Raw genomic sequence first — 18976 nt, 5'->3', positions numbered from 1 at the left:
GATCCGTACTCGTCCGCGCAGTCGTCCACCCCTTCGCACAGATGTACCTGCCCAACTCCTCCTCGCTGCACCCCTCGCTTTTCGGACCGGCGGCCGGTGCGCCCGGGGAAGGCCCCGAGCAGCGCAAGGGCGGCCTCGACTCCCCCTCCACGCAGCCCACTTGAACCGTGCACCCGGACCCGCCCCGGCCGGACCGGCCGCGGCGGGTCCGGGTGCACGGTTTCGCGACCCGCCGATCACGAAACACTCTTGGCGACCGCTCCACCCCGCCCCGCCCCGAAAGGACGCGCCCCATGCCCGCGACCGCGCTCAAGGCGGCCTGGTCCCTCCCACTCGTCGCCGCCCTCGGTTTGGCGCCCGCGGCAGGAGGCACGGGCTCCAGCCGGGGGACCGCGACGAGCCTCACCCACGAGGCGCCGGACCGGCCGGCCGGCCGCTGCCCGGTGGTGGACGTACTGGCCGTGTACACGCCGAAGGCCGCGGCAGCCGTGGGTGGCGCACACCGGGTACAGGTGTCGGCGCAGGAGATCGCCACCCGGATGAACGAGTCCCTGCTCGCGAGCGAGGTCTGCGGCTCCATCCGGATCGTCCACCCGTACACGGCGAAGGGGTACGAGGGCTCCGACGAGTTCGACCCCGCGTACGACGGGCTCCGCGAGGGTGACGACCCCGCCCTGGGACCGAGGGCCCGGCAGCGCCGCGACCGCTACGGCGCCGACCTGGTGACGCTCGTGGTGGACGCGTCCGGCCGGGGCGGCGGCACCGGGGACTACACCCCGGACCTGACCGCCTCCTCGGACGCGTACGCCTACGCGGTGGTGGACGTCCAGGGCATCGTGCTCGACTCGGCCAGCCATGAGATCGGCCACAACCTGGGCCTGGCCCACGACCGAACGACGCTCGCCGACGGGTCCGAGGGCGCCATGCAGGTCAGCAGCACCCGCCCGTACAACACCGGCTGGGTCACCGAGGACCGCGAGTACTACACGATCATGGCCTACCGGTCCTCCTGCGGTGACGGCTGCCGCCGCGTCAGCCGCTTCTCCAGTGCCGAGGGCACGTGGAAGGGACGGCGCCTCGGAGACGCGGCCAACGACAGTGCCCGGGTGCTGCGGGAGACGATGGCGATCGTGGCCGGGTACCGCACCGCGCCGTGAACCGGCGCGCCCCGCGGCCCCACGCCGCCCTACAGCCCCGCGCTGTCGGTGCTCCGGCCCAGATAGGTCAGCACCCCGGGGTCGGGCACGTCGATCTCGTGGAACCCGAGCCGGTCGTAGAAGTGCCTGGCCGGCTTGTTCGCCGTCAGCATCGAGAGGTACACGTCGGCGATCCCCTTGGCCCGCAGCGCGTCGAGGAACGCGCGCATCAACTCCCGTCCGTGGCCCTTGCGCTGCCAGGGCGGCAGGAGGTCGATGTGCAGATGGGCGGGGTAGTCGGCGACCTGTGGGCCGAGCATGTGCTCGGGGCGGTGCAGGAGCGCGATCATCTCCTCGGCCGGCGTGGTGGGCGGTTCTCCGGAGGCCGGGAACCGGCCGGCCACCAGCGGCAGCCAGCGCTCCCGGAAGGCGGCGGCGAACGCCGTGGTGTCGGCCGTGCCCAGGACGTAACCCACCGCCTGGCCCGAACCGTCGTCCAGTACGAACGCCAGATCGGGTTCGAGGTACGCGTACGGTGCGGCGAACAGCGAGGGCATCAGCTCCTGATCGGCGTACAGATGCCGGGAGTCACCACCGTTGTCGGCGGTCCGGACACAGATGTCGGCGAGCGCGGCGCGGTCGCCGGGTCGGTACGAGCGTATGTACGCGAGCTGTCCCATGGCGGGGAGCATGCCACCCTGGGAGCGCTCCCACAAGGTCCGCGCAACGGCGCCCGGCGCGTCCGAGCGGACGCTCCCCGCCGACCGGTCAGGCTTCCCCGGCGGCCCCTTGACCGGAGCCTTGCGGCGGCACCGACGGACGGACGCTCCGGGCTTTCCGCTCCGCCGCCAGCTCGGCGTTGAACTGCGCTCCGGCCAGCAGGGCCAGGTTGGTGAACCACACCCAGATGAGGAAGACGACAAGTCCGGCGAGCGAGCCGTACAGCCGGCTGTAGGTGCCGACGTGCGTGGCGTAGAGCGCGAATCCCGCGGAGGCGACGAGCCAGAGCACGGCCGCGAGCACCCCGCCGGGCAGCCCTTGCCGCGTGCCGCGCACCGAACGCGGCCCCGTCCGGAAGAGGACCGTGATGAGACAGGTGACCAGCACCAGCAGGACGGGCCACTTGAGGAACCACCACAGGGTCTGTCCCGCTTCCGCGAGCCCGATCCGGCGGGCCGCCCAGCGGGCGAGCGGCCCCGTGAGCACCAGCACGAACGCGCTGGTCAGCATCAGGAGGAGCAGCCCGATCGCCGAGGCGACGATGGTGTGCGCGTTGCGCAGCGCGGGCCGGGTGTCGCGCTCGTGGTGCATGGCGTGCAGGGCCCGGCGGAAGACCGCGAGGTAGCTGGAGGCCGACCAGACCGCGCTGACGCTGCCGGTGGCGACCAGGACCCAGCCCGCGGCGCGCTGCTCGGTCGCGGCCAGGAGCGGCTGCCGCAGCGCCGCGCCGGACTCCGCCGGAGCGAAGGCCGTGATGTCCGCGATCAGCGCGGCGGTGGCGCCGGGGCTGGCCAGCCCGATGACGGAGACCGTGACCAGCAGGGCGGGCAGCAGGGCGAGGATGGCGTAGTACGTCTGAGCGGCCGCCCAGTCGGATATGTCGTCGTTCCACAGTGAGACGGGGGTCCGCCGCAGCGCGGCGGACCAGGCGGCGGCGCGGCCGGCCGGGTGGGCGCCGCCCGCCTCGCGGGCAGGGGCAACGGACTTGCGGAACACGCGTCGCTCCGGGGGACGTGGTCGGGATGGGACACACCGGAGACCCGTGCTGGTCGCACGGGCACGTGGACGGTGCCGTCCTTTCTCTCATGCCTCCGTTTCGCGGGAGTACACCGCCACCCCGCGCGTCCGGTTGCGGCCGCCGCCGGCGCGGGGACGCCGTCGCCCGTCAGTCGTTGACGGCCGTGAGGAGAACGACGGCGTCCTCCAGCGCCAGCAGCCCGTGCCGCTCCCTCGGGATCGCGCCCAGGCCGCCGGCGGTCAGTTCCACGTCACCGGAGGGCGCGGTGATGCGGACCGCGCCGCGGAGCACCTGGAGGGAGGCGGCGAGCGGTGCGTTGTGCTCGTCCAGCGAGGAACCGGAAGTGAGGGCGATCACCGTCTGCCGCAGCGGAGGCTGCTGGAGCAGACGGTGCGCGCTGCGCCCGTGGGGGGAACTGCGCGCCGCGGCGAGGTGCTCGTCCGCGAGGGCGTTGAGGTCGTTCATACCGCCACTCTGCCGCAGCACGCGCGGGGCCGCCGCCGGAGCGTGGCGTCGCACGGACCTCGTGGGGCGGCGCGACGCACCCCGTAGACTCGGCGGATGGCTAAGTATTTCGACGTGCATCCCGAGAACCCTCAGCGACGCACGATCAGCACGGTGGCCGGTCTCATCCGTTCCGACGCCTTGGTCGCGTACCCGACGGACTCCTGCTACGCCCTGGGGTCCCGGCTGGGCAGCCGGGAGGGGATCAACCGCATCCGTTCGATCCGCCGTCTCGACGACCGCCACCACTTCACTCTGGTGTGCGAGAACTTCGCCCAGCTGGGCCAGTTCGTTCAGATCGACAACGACGTCTTCCGTGCGATCAAGGCGGCGACGCCCGGCCGGTACACCTTCATCCTGCCCGCGACGAAGGAGGTGCCGCGTCAGCTGCTGCACCCGAAGAAGAAGACCGTGGGCGTCCGCATCCCCGATCACGCCGTGGTCCAGGCACTACTGAGCGAGCTGGGCGAGCCGCTGCTCTCCAGCACGCTGCTGCTGCCGGACGAGGAGGAGCCGCTGACGCAGGGCTGGGAGATCAAGGAACGGCTCGACCACGAGGTGGACGCCGTGCTGGACTCCGGCGACTGCGGTACGGAACCGACGACGGTCATCGACTTCTCGGACGGCGAGGTCACCATCGTGCGCGAGGGTGCGGGAGACATCTCCCGCTTCGAGTGAGTGTGTGGCGTCCGGCTGTCCCGCACGGTCCCGTGTGCCGCACGGGGGTGTGCGGCACGGGGGTGTGCGGCACGGGGGTGTGCGGCCGTTCCCGCCGGACGGCTCAGCCGAGCAGCGCGCCGCCCGGCGCGGGCAGCACACCGCTCGACGCCAGGTGTGTGTCCGCCCGGCCGAGGTCGTGCTCGGGCCGGCGCACCCAGCGTCCGACCGCGCACTCCGCCGTGATGCCTGGCCCGAATCCGGCGATGAGTCCCTGCGCGGCGTCCTCGGCGCCGCCGTCCTCGAAGAGCCGGGCCAGCGCGTCGAAGACCACCGAACTCGCGATGTTGCCCCGCTCGGTGAGGGTGGCCCTGCTGTAGCGGAACATCCCCGGCGGGAGCTGGAGGTAGTGGCAGAGGTCGTCGAGGATGCGCGGGCCGCCCGCGTGCACGATGAAGAAGTCCATGGCCTGCACGGACCATCCGTGCAGGTCGACCAGGTTCCGCAGGACCGGCGCGAGCATTTCCATGGTGCCGGGGACCCGCCGGTCCAGCAGGAAGTGGAAGCCGGTGTCACGGACCGCGTAGGAGATCCAGTCCTCGGTGCCGGGCACCAGGTGCGAGCCGTTGCGTTCCAGACGCATCCCGGTACCGCCCTCGCCGCGGACGACGGCCGCCGAGACGGCGTCGCCGAACAGGCCGTTCGAGAGCAGAGATCCGACCCCGATGTCGGCGGGCTGGTAGCAGAGCGAACAGAACTCGCAGGACACGATGAGGACGTTGGACTGCGGGTAGGCACGGCAGAAGTCGTGGGCACGGTTGATGGCCGCCCCGCCCGCCGCGCAGCCGAGCTGGGCGATCGGCAGCTGCCTGGTCTCCGGCCGGAAGCCCATGGTGTTGATCAGCCAGGCGGTCAGCGACGGCATCATGAAGCCCGTGCAGGAGACGTAGACGATGAGGTCGATCTCGGCGGCCTCGACCTCGGCGTACTCCAGTGCCCGCCCCACCACTTCTGGGACCCTCTTCTTGGCCTCGGCCTCGTACACCTTGTTGCGCACCTCGAAGCCGGGGTGGCGCAGCGTCTCCTCGATCGGCTGGACGAGGTGGCGGGTCCGGACGCCGGTGTTGCGGATGAGCCTCAGGACCAGGTCGCGCTGGGGGTGGCCGTCGTGGGTCTCGCGGGCGAGGTCCAGGGTCTGCTGCATCGTGATGACGTGTTCGGGCACAGCGATGGCCGGGCGGCACAGGGTCGCCATGGGGTCTCCTCAAGTCCGGGAGCGGAGGCTCTCGTCACCACGTGACGGGCAGGGCGAGCGGGTAGCGCCAGATCGACGTGGTGTTCCACCGGATGTCCTCCGCGGACACGTCGAGGCGCAGGTCCGGGAACCGGCGGAGCAGCGACGAGAACGCGGTCTCCAGTTCCATCGTGGCGAGCGGGGCTCCGAGACAGTGGTGGGCTCCCCAGCCGAAGGTCATGTGGGGGATGGACGGCCGGTCGGGGTCCAGGTCGTCCGGTCGCTCGAACTTCCCGGCGTCGCGGTTGGCGGTCAGGTAGGACACGTGCACCACGTCGCCGGCGGGGATGCTGACGCCACCGAGTTCCACGTCCACCAGGGCGACCCGGGGGATGCCGACGCCCTTGCGGAACGGAATGTGGCGGAGGAGTTCCTCCAGGGTGCGGGGCAGGCGTTCCGGGGAGTCGCGCAGGGTGCGTGCCAGTTCGGGCCGGGTGAGCAACGAGTAGGCGATGTTGCCGAGTTGATAGGTGGTGGTGTCCTGTCCTGTGATGAGCAGGACCATGGCCATGACGGTCAGTTCGTCGTCGCCGAGGAGTTCGTCTCCGTCCCGGGCGGTGGCGAGTGTGCTGATGAGGTCCTCGCCGGGCGAGCGGCGGCGGCGGGCGGTGAGTTCACCGAAGTAGGCGCGGAGTTCGGCCTTGGCACGGATCGCGTCCTCCTTGCCGGCCGCTCCGACGTTCATCATGGTGAGGGCGTGCGAGCGGAGCCAGGGCCGGTCGGGCTCGGGGATGTCGAGCACCTCGCAGATGGTCACGAGCGGCAAGGGCGCGGCGACCGCCTTCATGAAGTCGGCGGTGGTCGCGCCGTCCTCCATGGTGTCGAGCAGTCGGTCGACGATGCGCTGGGTGCCCGTCCGCATGGCGTCGATCCGCCGGGCGGTGAAGCTCTTCGCCACCAGGCTGCGGAGCCTGCTGCTGGCCGGCGGGTCCATGAGATTGATGGCCTCGTCCTGGACGATGGGTTCGGGGGTCATCCGCGGGAAGTCCCGTCCGGTCACGGCGCTGCGGCTGAAACGCCGGTCGGTGGTGACCGTCCGCACGTCTTCGTACCGGGTGACCAGCCAGGCGTCCCCCTCGCCGTACGGCATCCTGATGCGGGACACCGGCGCGGTGGTCAGCAGCTCCTTGAGCTGGGGGTCGAACTCCAGCCGGTGCGCGAAGTCGAAGGGGCAGCTGCGTACGGTTTCCGTGTTCTCCACCGAGGTTCTCCCAGGGACCGGGCCGGCTGATTCAAGGGCGGATCCGTCCCCTGCCGGGTCCGGACCCCGGCTGTATTCCCGTTACCCTCCGAAACATGTTCACCACGCTGAGTAGTCGCCCGATCAGGGGGTGGTGAGGTCGGCGCGCGGGACCGAAGGGCGCACGGCGGTGACGCGCAGGAATGAATTCGCGCCCGGGCGCACGCCTCGCTGGTAAGGCTCACTGGGCCGTGTCCGACCACCGCGTCGGATCGGCCCGGCAGGGGACGGTCGGACACGGCCCGGCCAGACACATCGAGCACGTGGAAGAGGCGCGACCATGACAGACATCGACGACCGTCCGATCCCCGCCGGCACGCACAACCTCCACGGACGCCGGGGGTTCGTGCTGACGGGGGTCGGTCTCGCCGGGGCGGTGGCGGGCGCGCCCGACGCCTTCGCGGCACCGGCGGGGCGGCCCGAGGGGGCGCCGGCCGCGGCCCGGAAGGCCGCGGTGCCGTTCCACGGGCCGCACCAGGCGGGCGTCGTGACACCGCAGCAGGCGTTCGCCGCGTTCGTCGCGCTGGACCTCGTCGGCACGGACCGGAGCGCGCTGGTCCGCGTCTTCGACGTGGTGACGCAGCGGGCGAGAGCCCTCACCTCCGGCGCCGGGCAGGGTGGCCCCGACGACCGCCTGACCGTCACGGTCGGCGTCGGGGCGTCCCTCTTCGACGAGCGCTTCGGACTTCAGGGGCGCCGTCCGGCGGGACTGCGGACGATGCCCGCCTTCCCCGGGGACGACCTCGACCCCGCGTCCTGCCACGGTGACCTGTCGGTCCAGGTCTGCGCGGAGCACCCCGACGCCGTCCTGGAGGTGATGCGTGATCTGCAACTGGCGCTGCGGGGGCTGGCGGCCCCGAGGTGGCGGAGCGACGGGTTCCTCAACCCGCCCCGGCCGAGCGGCGCGCCGCGCAGCATCGTCGGCTTCAAGGACGGCATCTCCCACCCGGACACGAAGTCCGAGCGCGAGATGGACCGGGTGCTCTGGCTGGGTTCGCGGGGCGGAACCCCCGCGTGGGCCCGGGGCGGCTGCTATCAGGTGCTGCGGATCACCCGGCTGCGTGTCGAGGCCTGGGACCGGCTGCCGGTGTCCGAGCAGGAGCGCGCCTTCGGCCGGAACAAGGCGACCGGCGCTCCGCTGACCGGCACCAAGGAGACGGACGTTCCCGACTACCGGTCGGACCCGGACGGCCGGAAGATCTCCTTCGACTCGCACATCCGCCGGGCGAACCCGCGAACCCCGGAGACGGCCGACTCGCTCCCGCTGCGGCGCAGTTACAACTTCGACCGCGGTCTGGCGCCCGACGGCGGGCTCGACGTGGGGCTCAACTTCTGCTGCTACCAGCAGGACATCGCGCGGCAGTTCGAGGCGGTTCAGCGGCGTCTGGACGGCGAGCGCCTCGCGGACTTCACCGTCACGCGGGGCGGCGGCTACTTCCTGGTGCTGCCCGGCGTGAGGGACGCGAGCGACAAGATCGGGGCGAGCCTGCTGAAGCCCTGAGGCCTCCTGAAGGGCTGAGGCTGACCGAACGGGGAGCCGACGGACAGCTACGGCCCCGGGAGGAGCGACCGCGGGTGCGGCGCCCCTTCCGGGGCCGTAGCTGTCAGAACTCTTTACGAACCTGACATGCACGGGTAATTTTCTGGACGCAAGAGATTGCAGAAAGATTCTGACAGCTGTTGCCATCGGTTTCTTTCCGCTCGCCCGAACCCCGAGGCGCGTCCGGGTTCTCCGGCGGGATCTCGGCCGGTGCCCTTACCGGACACCGGCGTTGTCGGCAGCCGCGGCCTCCCCCGCCACGGCCTCCCCCTGGAGACATGATGAAACGCTCCCCCCTACGGCTGCTGAGACGCCCCGTGGCGGCGGCCGCGACAGCGACCGCTCTGCTGGGCCTGCTCACCGCGATACCCGAGACCCCACAGCCGTCGTCCGTGGCTCCGGTCGCCGCCTCCGAGAACTCGGCGACCGTCTTCTACTGGACGAAGACGAAGAACTGGTCGGCGTACAAACTCCATTGGGCACCCGACGGCGGCTCCTGGACCACCGTGCCGGGTACGGCGATGACCGCCGCCTGTACGGACTGGGTGAAACTGACCGTTCCGCTCGGCAGCGCCACGGGTTTGGCCGCGACCTTCAACAACGGCCAGGGCGTCTGGGACAACAACTCCGGCAACAACTACGCGCTCGGCACCGGGAACATCACGGTCAAGGACGGCGTGGTGGCCCACAGCGACCCGTGCGCGGACAGCGGTACGACTCCGAGCCCCTCGCCGACCGGCACGAACGGCGCAGAGGTCTACTACTCCACCGCCACGGTCGGCTGGACCACCACCAACCTCCACTACCAGCCGGTGGGCGGCGCGTGGACCACCGTCCCCGGGGTGGGCATGGAGGCGGCCTGCACCGGGTGGGTGAAGCGGACCGTCGACCTCGGGACGTCCACGGCGCTCAACGCCACGTTCAACAACGGCAACGGAGTCTGGGACAACAACAACGGGTCCAACTACGCTCTGGTGAGCGGGCGTTCCACGGTGAAGGACCACAAGGTCACCTCGGGCGCGGCCGATCCGTGCGCCGCCGCGGTACCGGACACCACGGCCCCGTCGGCCCCGGCGAAGACGGCGGCCGCCGCGGACGGCGTCTCGGTGGTCCTGACCTGGGAACCCTCCACGGACGACGTGGGCGTGACGAAGTACCAGGTCACCCGTACCGGCGGGACGAAGGGCTCCCTGGTGGCGGACACCGGCTCCACGGTGTTCTCCGACACGGGACTTGAGGAGCGGACCGCGTACAGCTACACCGTCAAGGCGGTGGACGCCGCGGGCAACGTCTCGGCGGCCTCCGCGGCGGCGACCGCCACCACCGGTGACAAGCCGCCCGTCGCGGCCTCGGGGCAGCCGCTGGGCACCGACCCGCGCAAGGACCCGATCTACTTCGTCCTCACCGCCCGTTTCAACGACGGTGACAGCACGAACGACCGGGGCGGCAGCCAGGACGTGAAGTCCGGCAACGCGGCCAACAACGACCCCATGTTCCGGGGCGACTTCAAGGGCCTGGTCAAGAAGCTCGACTACATCAAGGGGCTGGGCTTCTCCGCCATCTGGATCACACCGGTGGTGCTCAACCGGTCGGACTACGACTACCACGGCTACCACGGCTACGACTTCTACAAGGTCGACCCGCGCCTGGAGTCCGCCGGCGCCTCCTACCAGGACCTCATCAACGCGGCGCACGCCAAGGGGATGAAGATCTACCAGGACGTCGTCTACAACCACTCCTCCCGGTGGGGCGCCAAGGGCCTGTTCACCCCGACGGTCTACGGCGTGCGGGACTCCCAGTGGAGCTGGTACTACGACGAGAAGAACGAGGGCTTCGAGTACGACGGCCTGACCGTCGAGACGAAGTCGGGCAAGTCCTACTACAACGGCGACCTGTGGTCGACCGCCGAACCGGCGGGCAACACCTGCCTCAACTGGGGCAAGCCCACGGGCGGTACCTCCGCCGAGGGCTACAAGGTCTACAACTGCCAGTGGCCGAACGCCACTTCCGGGATGTTCCCGAAGGCGTACTACCACAACTGCTGGATCGGCAACTGGGAGGGCGAGGACTCGCGCAGCTGCTGGCTCCACGAGGACCTCGCGGACTTCAACACCGAGAGCGCCCCGGTGCAGAACTACCTGATCGGCGCCTACGACAAGTACATCGACATGGGAGTCGACGGCTTCCGGATCGACACCGCCGTGCACATCCCCCGCACCACCTGGAACCGCCGTTTCCTGCCGGCGATCCAGGAGCGCGTCACCTCGCGGTTCGGCGCCGAAGCCGCGAAGAACTTCTTCGTCTTCGGTGAGGTCGGCGCCTTCGTCAACGACAAGTGGAACCGGGGCTCGGTCAACCACTCGGCGCAGTTCTTCACCTGGAAGGAGCGCAAGGAGTACAGCGCCGACGACGCCGCCGCCTCGCTGGAGATGTACAACTACGAGGAGCAGTTGGGCACCGGGCAGCAGCCGGTCTCCGACAACGCCTTCCTGAAGGGGAACAGCTACCACACGCCGGACCACAGCCAGTTCTCCGGGATGAACGTCATCGACATGCGGATGCACATGAACTTCGGTGACGCCAACAACGCCTACAGCAACGGCAAGGACTCCGACGACAGCTACAACGACGCCACCTACAACGTCGTCTACGTCGACAGCCATGACTACGGCCCCAACAAGAGCAGTGAGCGGTACGCGGGCGGCACGGACGCCTGGGCGGAGAACATGGCCCTGATGTGGACGTTCCGCGGCATCCCGACCCTGTACTACGGCTCCGAGGTCGAGTTCCAGGCGGGGAAGAAGATCGACTGCGGGCCCACCTGCCCGCTGGCGACCACCGGGCGGGCGTACTTCGGCGACCGCATCGCCGGTGACGTGACGGCCTCGGACTTCAGCAAGGTCTCCTCGGCGAGCGGTGCGGTGGCGGACACCCTCGCACAGCCGCTGGTCAAGCACGTGCAGCGGCTCAACCAGATCCGGCGGGCGGTCCCGGCGCTCCAGATGGGCCAGTACTCCACGGAGGGCATCAGCGGTTCGATGGCCTACAAGCGCCGGTACACCGACGCGGCGAGCGGAGTCGACTCCTTCGCCCTGGTGACCGTCACCGGCGGCGCCTCGTACACCGGGATCCCGAACGGCACCTACAAGGACGCGGTCACCGGGGCCGTGCGGACCGTGTCCGACGGCACTCTCACGGTGGCCGCGCCGGGCAAGGGCGACATGCGGGTGTACGTGCTCGACCTGGGGGGCAAGAACGCCGCTCCCGGCCAGGTCGGCACCGCGGGGCCGTACCTGAAGTAGGACAGCGGTTCGCAGGGGAGCGCCGGTACGGGCCCGTGGTCGGGGCCGTACCGGCGCTCTCTCGCGTGTGCGGGGCGGGCTAGCGGGGCACGGTCAGGTGCGGGAAACGCCACTCCGTGCGGGTGTGGAGCGTCTGGCCGGGGCGCAGGACGGTGGTGGGGAAGGCGGCGCGGTTGGGCGAGTCGGGCAGGTGCTGGGTCTCCAGGCAGACCGCGCCGTGGCGGTCGTGCACCCGGCCCTCGCCGTCGGTGAAGGTACCGTCCAGCAGGTTGCCCGTGTAGACCTGGATGCCCGGTTCGGTGGTCCACACTTCCATCACGCGGGATGCGTCGGGCGCGGTGAGCCGGGCGGCGCGGCGCAGGCCGTCGCCGGGGGCCGCGTCGCGCAGGACCCAGCAGTGGTCGAAGCCGCCGGCCGAGGCGAGCTGCTCGTGCGGAAGGGAGAGGCGCTCGCGGAGCACCTGAGGGCCGGTGAGGTCGAACGGCGTGCCGAGCACCTCGGCGGGGTCCCCCTCGGGAATGCCCTCGGCGTCCACGGGGAGGTAGTGGTCGGCGTCGACCTGGAGGGTGTGCCCGAGGACGTCGTCGTCGCCCAGGTTGAAGTAGGCGTGCTGGGTGAGGTTCACGACGGTGACCCGGTCGGTGGTCGCGGTGCAGTCGAGCGAGAAGGTGCCCGAGGCGTCGACGGCGTACGTGGCACGGACGTCCAGGGCCCCTGGGAAGCCCATGTCGCCGTCGGGGCTGTGCAGACGCAGGTCGACGAAGGCGGCGTCGCCGTCCTCCCGGGAGGTCGCCTCCCAGACTCTCGTGTGGAAGCCCTCGGGTCCGCCGTGCAGGGCGTGGCCGCGGTCGTTGACGGGGATCTCGTGGGTGGTGCCGTCGAGCGCGAAGCTGCCGTGCGCGATGCGATTGGCGTAACGGCCCACGAGCGCCCCGAAGTAGGGGTGGTCCTTCGCGTATTCGTCCATCGCCGAAAGGGATCTGACGATCTGTCGGCTCTCGCCATGGGTGTCCGGCACCGTGAGGCGGTGCAGGATCCCTCCGTAGGTGAGGACTTCGGCCCGCACTCCGGTTCCGGAATCCAGCGTCCAGAGGTCTGCTTCGGCGTTTCCGGGAGCGGTACCGAAGGGGGTGCGGTGCGCGGTGGGGCGGGGCATCGGCGTTCCTTGGTGGAATGCGGCCGGCCGGTACGGGTGGCGCAGCGGTCGGCCGGAGGGACGGCGGCCGACGGCCGTCGTGGACGGGTGGGGGTGGCCGCGCGGACCGGGTCCGGGCCGTCGGCGGGACGGCCCGGGCCGCCGGGGCGCGGTGCCCCGGCGCGCGCCGGCCGGGCGGCCCGGTCAGGCGGCCGGGCCGGACGGCCCGGGGGCCGTCGACTCGCGGACGACGAGCCGGTAGCCGGGGCGCGGGCGCCGGGGTTCGCTCACCGGTACGCCTCCGAGGCGCTCGACGAGGCTGTCGACCGCGAGGCGCGCGATGGCCTCCTTGTCGGGGGCGATGGTGGTGAGGGTGGTGGTGCCGTAGCTGCTTTCCTCGATGTCGTCGAAGCCGACGAAGGCGATGTCGTCCGGGACGGACAGCCCGCGCGCGGTGACGGTGCGCATGGCCCCGATCGCGATCAGGTCGTTGTAGGCGAAGACCGCGTCGGGCCGCTCGCCCCGGTCGAGCAGGGACGCCATCGCGATGGCTCCGTCCTCACGCCCGAATCCGTCCGTGACCACGACCAGCGCTTCGTCCGGTTCGATGCCGGCGGCCGTCAGCTCTTCGCGCCAGCCGCGCAGCCGGAGGTGCGCGGGCTGGCGTTCACGGCCGGTGCGGGATCCGAGGAAGGCGATCCTGCTGCGTCCGTGGTCGAGCAGATGGCGTACCGCGGTACGGGCCGCGGCGACGTTGTCGATGGCGATGTGGTCGTACGGGGCCTCGTACTCCCGCTCCCCCAGCAGGACCAGGGGGGCGGTCTCCTCGCGGGCCATCAGGTCCTCGGTCTCCAGATGGATCGGGCTCATGATGAGCCCGTCGATCACGTGGGACCGGAACCCCTGGCTGACCAGCAGTTCCTTCTCGCGGAGCCCTGCCGTGTGGTCGACCAGCACGGTGTAGTCGTGCCGGGCGGCGGCGTCGACGACGGCTCCGGCCAGTTCGGCGAAGTACGGGTTGCCGAACTCGGGGACCGCCAGCGCGATGATGCCGGTACGGCCCTTGCGCAGGTGGCGGGCGGTGAGGTTCGGCCGGTAGCCGAGCTCGTCGATCGCCTGCTGCACTTTGGCACGCATCTTCGGGGTGACGTGCTGGTAGTTGTTGACCACATTGGACACGGTCTTGATCGACACGCCCGCCCGCTGCGCTACGTCCTTGAGGCTGACGCCCACGGCACTCCTTCACTCGGTCCGGCTATGAGAGTTGGCTCCGCTCACGTGGTTCTGCGGTTGCGCGCCAGATAGCGCTGCGCCACCACGACAACGATAAGGAAGCCGCCGCTGACCACCGACTGGTAGGAGGAGTTGAGGGTACCGATCTGGTTGATCAGATTCTGGATGACGGCGAGCAGCAGCACGCCCCAGAGGGTTCCGCTGATCGATCCGGCGCCACCGACCAGCAGCGTTCCGCCGATGACGACGGCGGAGATCGCGTCGAGTTCCATGCCCACGCCGACGATGGTGACGCCGGAGGTGAGCCGGGCCGCGTTCAGCGCGCCGGCGAGGCCGGCGAGCAGACCGCTGAGGGTGTAGACGAGGATCTTGGTACGGGCGACGGGGAGGCCCATCAGGGTCGCGGCGTCGCTGCTGCCGCCCACGGCGAAGATCGACTGTCCGAACGAGGTCCGCTGGAGGACGAGTCCGCCGATCCCGAAGAGGACGAGGGCGATCAGGAGCGGGTATCCGAAGCCCCAGACGTCGCCCTGTCCCAGGTCGGCGAAGGCCGAGTCCTTCGGTACCAGGTAGGTGGTGCCGCCCTCGTCGGTGAGGGAGAGCAGCAGACCGCGGGCGCCGAGCAGAGTGGCGAGGGTGACGATGAAGGGGGCCATTCCGGCACGGGCGATGAGGAACCCGTTGAGCAGGCCGATCGCCGAGCAGACCACGAGCGGTACGAGCAGCGCGGGCAGGAAGCCGTACTGCGAGGCCCAGGCGGCGAGCACGCCGCCGAGGGCGAAGACGGAGCCGACCGACAGGTCGATGCCGCCGGTGATGATGACCATGGTCATGCCGAGGGCGACCACGGCGAGGAAGGACGCCTGCACGGTGACGCCGCGGGCGTTGTCCAGGCTGTGGAACGTCGGGTAGATGCAGGAGGCGACGACGATCACGGCGATCAGCACGGCGAGGACGCCTTGGCGCTGAAGGATGTCGAGGGCGCGCTGCCCCGTGGTGGGGCCGGTGGAGCCGGCGCCGTCCCGGAGCTCGGGCGCCTTGGCCGGTGCGGGGTTCGTCTGCGGGGCCATGGTCCGGGCCACCGGGGCGGAGGAGGTTTCGTTCATCGGGACCGGCGCTCCCGGGCGACGTAGACGGCGGCGATGATGATGGCTGCCTGGGCGATCTGGGCGGTGGAGTCGGGCAGGTCGTGCTTGACGAGAGTGGCGCGCAGGAGCTGCATCAGCAGGGCTCCGGCGACGGTGCCGAGCACGCGGACGGAACCGCCGGTGAGCGGGGTTCCGCCGACCACGACGGCGGTGATGGCGGAGAGCTCCATCAGGGTGCCGAGCGAGGACGGGTCGCTGGCGGTGAGCCGGGCCGTGGCGAGCACACCGGCCAGCGCGGCCAGCACGCCGCAGAGCACGTAGACGCCGATGAGGACACGCTTGACGGGCAGTCCGGCGAGTTTGGCGGCGGCGCGGTTGCCGCCGACGGCGACGACCTGGCGGCCGAAGGTGGTGCGCCCGATCAGGAAGGCCACGGCGACGGCGAGGACGCCGGCGATGAGCACGACCAGCGGAATACCGAGGAAGGAGTCGGTGCCGAGCGCGAGCAGGTCGGGGTTTTCGATCTGCTTGAGCTGGCCGTCCGCCATCACCAGGGCGAGGCCGCGGCCGCCCACGAAGAGCGCGAGGGTGGCGACGATGGGCTGGAGCCCGACGAGCGAGACGAGCGATCCGTTGACCGCGCCGACGACCGCGCCGGCGAGCAGAGCGATGCCGAGCGCCGGTACCAGCCCGTACCCGAGGTAGAGCGGAAGGAGGGCGGCGGCCACCGCCATGGTGGAGCCGACCGAGAGGTCGACGCCCTCGGTACCGATGACCAGGGCCATGCCCAGGGCGACGATGACGATGGGGGCGACCTGGACGAGCTGCGTGCGCAGGTTGTCGGTGGTCATGAAGTGGTCGGTGAACAGCGCGTTGAAGATCAGCAGTACGGCGACGGCCGCGTAGACGCCGTACTCCTGCCACCACGCGGGGGTGCGCAGCCGGGCCAGCGGGTTCGCTGCGGGCGGGGCCAGGGTGGCCTGGGTCATCGGGGTTCCTCCTGTGCGACCGGGGTCTTCTCCGGCGTGGCCGGCGCGTTCGTGGGCGACGCGTCCGGGGCGTGGTCGGCGAGCACTTCGAGCAGCCGGCTCTCGGCCACCTCGTCGCCGGCGAGCTCGCCCGCCACGGCTCCGCCGCGCAGGACGACGATGCGGTCGGCGCCCTCGATGAGCTCCTCGATGTCGGAGGAGATGAGCAGCACAGCCAGGCCCTCGCCCGCGAGTTCGTCGATGAGGCTCTGGACCTCCGCCTTGGCGCCGACGTCGATGCCGCGGGTGGGCTCGTCGAGGAGCAGGACCTTGGGCTCCAGGCAGAGCCAGCGGGCGAGCAGTACCTTCTGCTGGTTGCCGCCGGAGAGTTCGCCGACCTTCTGCTCGGGGCTGGAGCACTTGATGCGCAGGCGCTTCATGAAGATCTCGACGACGCGGTCCTGCTTGGCGCGGGAGACGACTCCGGCACGGGAGAGGCGGGGCATCGCGGCGAGCACGATGTTCTCGCGCACCGACAGGCCGGGGACGATGCCCTCGGCCTTGCGGTCCTCGGGCAGGAGGCTGATGCCGGCCTTGATCGCGGCAGCCGGCGTGAGCCGGCCGAGGCTCTTGCCGTCGACGGTGATGTCACCGGCGTCGACGGGCAGTGCGCCGGAGAGCGCCTTCGCCGTCTCGCTGCGGCCGGAGCCGAGGAGGCCGCCGAGTCCGAGCACCTCTCCGCCGTACAACTCCAGGGAGATGTCGTGGAGGTGGTGGCGGCTGGAGACGCCGGCCGCGGTGAGGACCGGCTTACGGGTGGTGTCGTGGCCGCCCTCGGTGAAGTTGGTGAGGCCCGACCGCTTGACCTCGGCCATGTCGCGGCCGAGCATCATCGACACGAGCTGCATCCGGTTCAGGTCGGCGAGGTCACCGGTGTGGATGTGACGACCGTCGCGCAGTACGGTGACCCGGTCGCAGATGCGGTAGAGCTCGTCCATGCGGTGGCTCACGTAGAGGACGGCGATGCCGCGCTCACGGAGGTTGGCGATGACGCGGAAGAGCGTCTCGACCTCGCGGGGCTCCAGCGAGGAGGTGGGCTCGTCCATGATGACGACCTGGGCGTTGACCGAGACGGCGCGGGCGAGCGCGACCATCTGCTGGGTGCCGATGCCGAGGGTGTTCAGCGGACGCTTGGGGTCGGCGCGGACGCCGAAGCCGTCGAGCAGTTCGGTCGTCTCGCGGTGCATCCGGGCGAAGTCGATCAGCCCGAAGCGGTTCTTGGGCTCGCGCCCGAGGAAGATGTTCCGCGCCACGCTCATCAGCGGGACGAGGTTGACCTCCTGGTAGATGGTGGAGATGCCGGCCTGCTGGGCCTCGAAGGGCCGGGCGAAGCGGACGGCTCCGCCGTTCATCCGGAGTTCGCCGCCGTCGGGCCGGTAGACCCCTGTGAGCACCTTGATGAGGGTGGACTTGCCGGCACCGTTCTCACCGACCAGGGCGTGGGTCTCCCCCGCCCTCAGGGAGAACGACACGTCGTCCAGGGCGACGACGCCGGGGAACCGCTTGCTGACGCCGCGGGCTTCGAGGACCGTGCCGGCTTCCTGGGCGGGGCCCGGAGCGGATGCGACGGGCTCGGGCGGCTGGGTTACTGCTTCGGGTGGTGCCATGAATCCTGGCCTTCCAAGTTCCAAGGTGCCGAAAGGGCGGGCACGGGGGTGGAGGGTCCCCCGTACCGGTTGGCGACGGAGGGAACTCCCGGCCGCCGTGGCACGGTTCGCGCCACGGCGGTCGCGGGAGAGCCTCAGGTGGTGTCCGGCGGGACGACGGATCAGTACGCGCCGCCGACCGACGCCTTGGCGTTGGTCTCGTCGTAGGCGCGGTCCGAGATGATGACGTTCTCGGGGATCTCCTCGCCGCCGTAGAACTTCTGGGCGGTCTGGAACGCCAGCGGGCCGAAGCGCGGGTTGGACTCGATCACGGCGTTGTACTCACCGTTGACGACGGCCTGGACGGCGTTGCGGGTGCCGTCGACCGACACGATCTTGACGTCCTTGCCCGGCTTCTTGCCGGCGGCCTTGAGCGCGGTGACGGCGCCGAGGCCCATCTCGTCGTTCTCGGCGTAGACGGCGGTGATCTCGGGCTTCGACTGGATCAGCTGCTCCATGACCTGCTGGCCCTTGTCACGGGCGAACTCGCCGGTCTGCTGGGCCACGATCTCCAGTCCCGGAGCCTTCGCCGCGAGCTGGTCCACGAAGCCCTTCGTACGGTCGGTGGTGACGCCGTTGCCGGAGGTGCCGAGGAGGATGGCGACCTTGCCCTTGCCGCCGGTCGTCTTGATCATCGCGTCGGCGGCGCGCTTGCCCTGCTCCACGAAGTCCGAGCCGAGGAAGGCCACGTAGTCCTTGCAGGCGCCGGCGTTGAGCTTGCGGTCGATGGTGAGGACCGGGACCTTCTTCGCCGCGGCGGCCTTCAGCGCGGGCTCCAGGCCGTCCGAGTTGAGCGGGGCGACGATGAGGAACTGCGCACCCTGGGACAACATGTCCTGGATGTCGCTGATCTGCTTCGACAGCTGCGACTGGGCGTTGGTGGTGAGCAGCTTCTTCACACCGACCTTGGCCGCCTCGTCCTTGATGGACTGGGTCTCGGCGATACGGAACGGGTTGGCCTCCTTCTCCGACTGGGAGAAGCCGACGATCGCGTTCTTGAGGTCGAGCTTGGGCGCCCCGTAGGTCTGGAGGGAGCAGCCGGAGCCGGAGGTGCTGTCGGGGGCCGTGGTGGCTGCCTGGGCGGCCTGCCCCGTGTCGGAGGAGGCGGAGGTGTCGTTGGTCTCCGACTTCGAGCAGCCGGCCGCGGTGAGCATTGCGGTGGCGGCGAGCACGCAGGCCGCGGCGATGGTACGGGATCGGCGCTGGATCATCATGCGCGGGACGCTCCTTGGGCGGGATGACGGCACGCGGAACCACGTGCGGTCGGGCTGTTTCTGATGAGGCATCAGCTCATCTGCGGCTGATGCCGGGTGCCTGTCCTCGACTTCGTCCGTGGGTACGGAAGGGGGTCGGGAGGGGCGGCGCGGCCTGTCGGCGGCTCGGTTTACAACGTTATATATGCGGCTTCGACGCGACGGCAAGAGCACGACGGATG

16 protein-coding genes are annotated in these 18976 nt (G+C 70.6%); 5 read left to right on the top strand and 11 right to left on the bottom strand.

From position 1 onward, the window contains the following. Positions 1–41: 41 nt before the first annotated feature. Both OHT52_RS30040 and OHT52_RS30035 read left to right on the top strand, forming a co-directional pair. The gene (locus tag OHT52_RS30040; RefSeq protein WP_328723320.1) at positions 42–164 is read left to right on the top strand and encodes a hypothetical protein; all 123 of its coding nucleotides are present in this window, start codon (positions 42–44) and stop codon (positions 162–164) included. Positions 165–293: 129 nt separating this feature from the next. Continuing rightward, positions 294–1157, top strand: coding sequence for a M12 family metallo-peptidase (locus OHT52_RS30035; protein ID WP_328723319.1), 864 nt, complete (start codon positions 294–296; stop codon positions 1155–1157). Positions 1158–1186: 29 nt separating this feature from the next. Here the strand turns inward: OHT52_RS30035 and OHT52_RS30030 are convergent, their stop codons facing one another. The 3 genes from OHT52_RS30030 to OHT52_RS30020 all read right to left on the bottom strand — a co-directional run bounded on the left by OHT52_RS30030 (position 1187) and on the right by OHT52_RS30020 (position 3339). Continuing rightward, entirely contained in the window at positions 1187–1816 is a 630-nt protein-coding gene (locus OHT52_RS30030; protein WP_328723318.1) for a GNAT family N-acetyltransferase, read from the bottom strand. 88 nt (positions 1817–1904) lie between these two features. Further along, on the bottom strand, positions 1905–2852 hold the full coding sequence (locus OHT52_RS30025; protein ID WP_328723317.1) for a YihY/virulence factor BrkB family protein: 948 nt from the start codon (positions 2850–2852) through the stop codon (positions 1905–1907). 169 nt (positions 2853–3021) lie between these two features. Beyond that, entirely contained in the window at positions 3022–3339 is a 318-nt protein-coding gene (locus OHT52_RS30020) for a cupin (RefSeq protein ID WP_328723316.1), read from the bottom strand. A 96-nt stretch (positions 3340–3435) separates the two neighbouring features. Between OHT52_RS30020 and OHT52_RS30015 the strand changes: the two genes are divergently transcribed. Then, positions 3436–4056, top strand: a complete 621-nt coding sequence (locus tag OHT52_RS30015) for an L-threonylcarbamoyladenylate synthase (RefSeq protein WP_328723315.1) — start codon at positions 3436–3438, stop codon at positions 4054–4056. 103 nt (positions 4057–4159) lie between these two features. On the opposite strand, the gene OHT52_RS30010 is transcribed toward OHT52_RS30015, so the two are convergent. After that, positions 4160–5290, bottom strand: coding sequence for a type III polyketide synthase (locus tag OHT52_RS30010; RefSeq protein WP_328723314.1), 1131 nt, complete (start codon positions 5288–5290; stop codon positions 4160–4162). A gap of 34 nt (positions 5291–5324) precedes the next feature. Beyond that, positions 5325–6530 (bottom strand): cytochrome P450, encoded by a 1206-nt coding sequence (locus OHT52_RS30005; RefSeq protein ID WP_328723313.1) that lies wholly within the window; start codon positions 6528–6530, stop codon positions 5325–5327. A gap of 319 nt (positions 6531–6849) precedes the next feature. On the opposite strand from OHT52_RS30005, the gene OHT52_RS30000 reads away from it, so the two are divergent. Beyond that, positions 6850–8070, top strand: a complete 1221-nt coding sequence (locus OHT52_RS30000; RefSeq protein WP_328723312.1) for a Dyp-type peroxidase — start codon at positions 6850–6852, stop codon at positions 8068–8070. Positions 8071–8390: 320 nt separating this feature from the next. Beyond that, positions 8391–11411, top strand: coding sequence for a carbohydrate binding domain-containing protein (locus OHT52_RS29995; protein ID WP_328723981.1), 3021 nt, complete (start codon positions 8391–8393; stop codon positions 11409–11411). A gap of 79 nt (positions 11412–11490) precedes the next feature. Here the strand turns inward: OHT52_RS29995 and OHT52_RS29990 are convergent, their stop codons facing one another. From OHT52_RS29990 to OHT52_RS29965, 6 genes are all read right to left on the bottom strand, one after another. Next, a complete protein-coding gene (locus OHT52_RS29990; protein WP_328723311.1) occupies positions 11491–12567 on the bottom strand; it encodes an aldose epimerase family protein in 1077 nt (358 codons plus the stop codon). A gap of 183 nt (positions 12568–12750) precedes the next feature. Then, positions 12751–13779: a LacI family DNA-binding transcriptional regulator gene (locus OHT52_RS29985; RefSeq protein WP_328723310.1), complete on the bottom strand. Its 1029-nt coding sequence runs from the start codon at positions 13777–13779 to the stop codon at positions 12751–12753. Between the two features lie 41 nt (positions 13780–13820). Beyond that, the gene (locus tag OHT52_RS29980) at positions 13821–14885 is read right to left on the bottom strand and encodes an ABC transporter permease (RefSeq protein WP_328723309.1); all 1065 of its coding nucleotides are present in this window, start codon (positions 14883–14885) and stop codon (positions 13821–13823) included. After that, on the bottom strand, positions 14882–15856 hold the full coding sequence (locus tag OHT52_RS29975; RefSeq protein ID WP_327174041.1) for an ABC transporter permease: 975 nt from the start codon (positions 15854–15856) through the stop codon (positions 14882–14884). The genes OHT52_RS29980 and OHT52_RS29975 overlap by 4 nt, the downstream gene beginning before the upstream one ends. Continuing rightward, positions 15853–17502 carry a sugar ABC transporter ATP-binding protein gene (locus OHT52_RS29970; protein ID WP_328723308.1) on the bottom strand — a complete coding sequence of 550 codons (1650 nt, stop codon included), beginning with the start codon at positions 17500–17502 and terminating at the stop codon, positions 15853–15855. The genes OHT52_RS29975 and OHT52_RS29970 overlap by 4 nt, the downstream gene beginning before the upstream one ends. Before the next feature lie 161 nt (positions 17503–17663). Continuing rightward, complete coding sequence (locus OHT52_RS29965) at positions 17664–18755, bottom strand: ABC transporter substrate-binding protein (protein ID WP_328723307.1); 1092 nt, start codon at positions 18753–18755, stop codon at positions 17664–17666. Positions 18756–18976 lie beyond the last annotated feature (221 nt).

The organism is Streptomyces sp. NBC_00247 (genome assembly GCF_036188265.1).
In the GTDB taxonomy this organism is placed as follows: domain Bacteria; phylum Actinomycetota; class Actinomycetes; order Streptomycetales; family Streptomycetaceae; genus Streptomyces.
The sequence above is the reverse complement of the archived record's forward strand: the minus strand, read 5'-3'. Positions and strand labels throughout refer to the sequence as shown.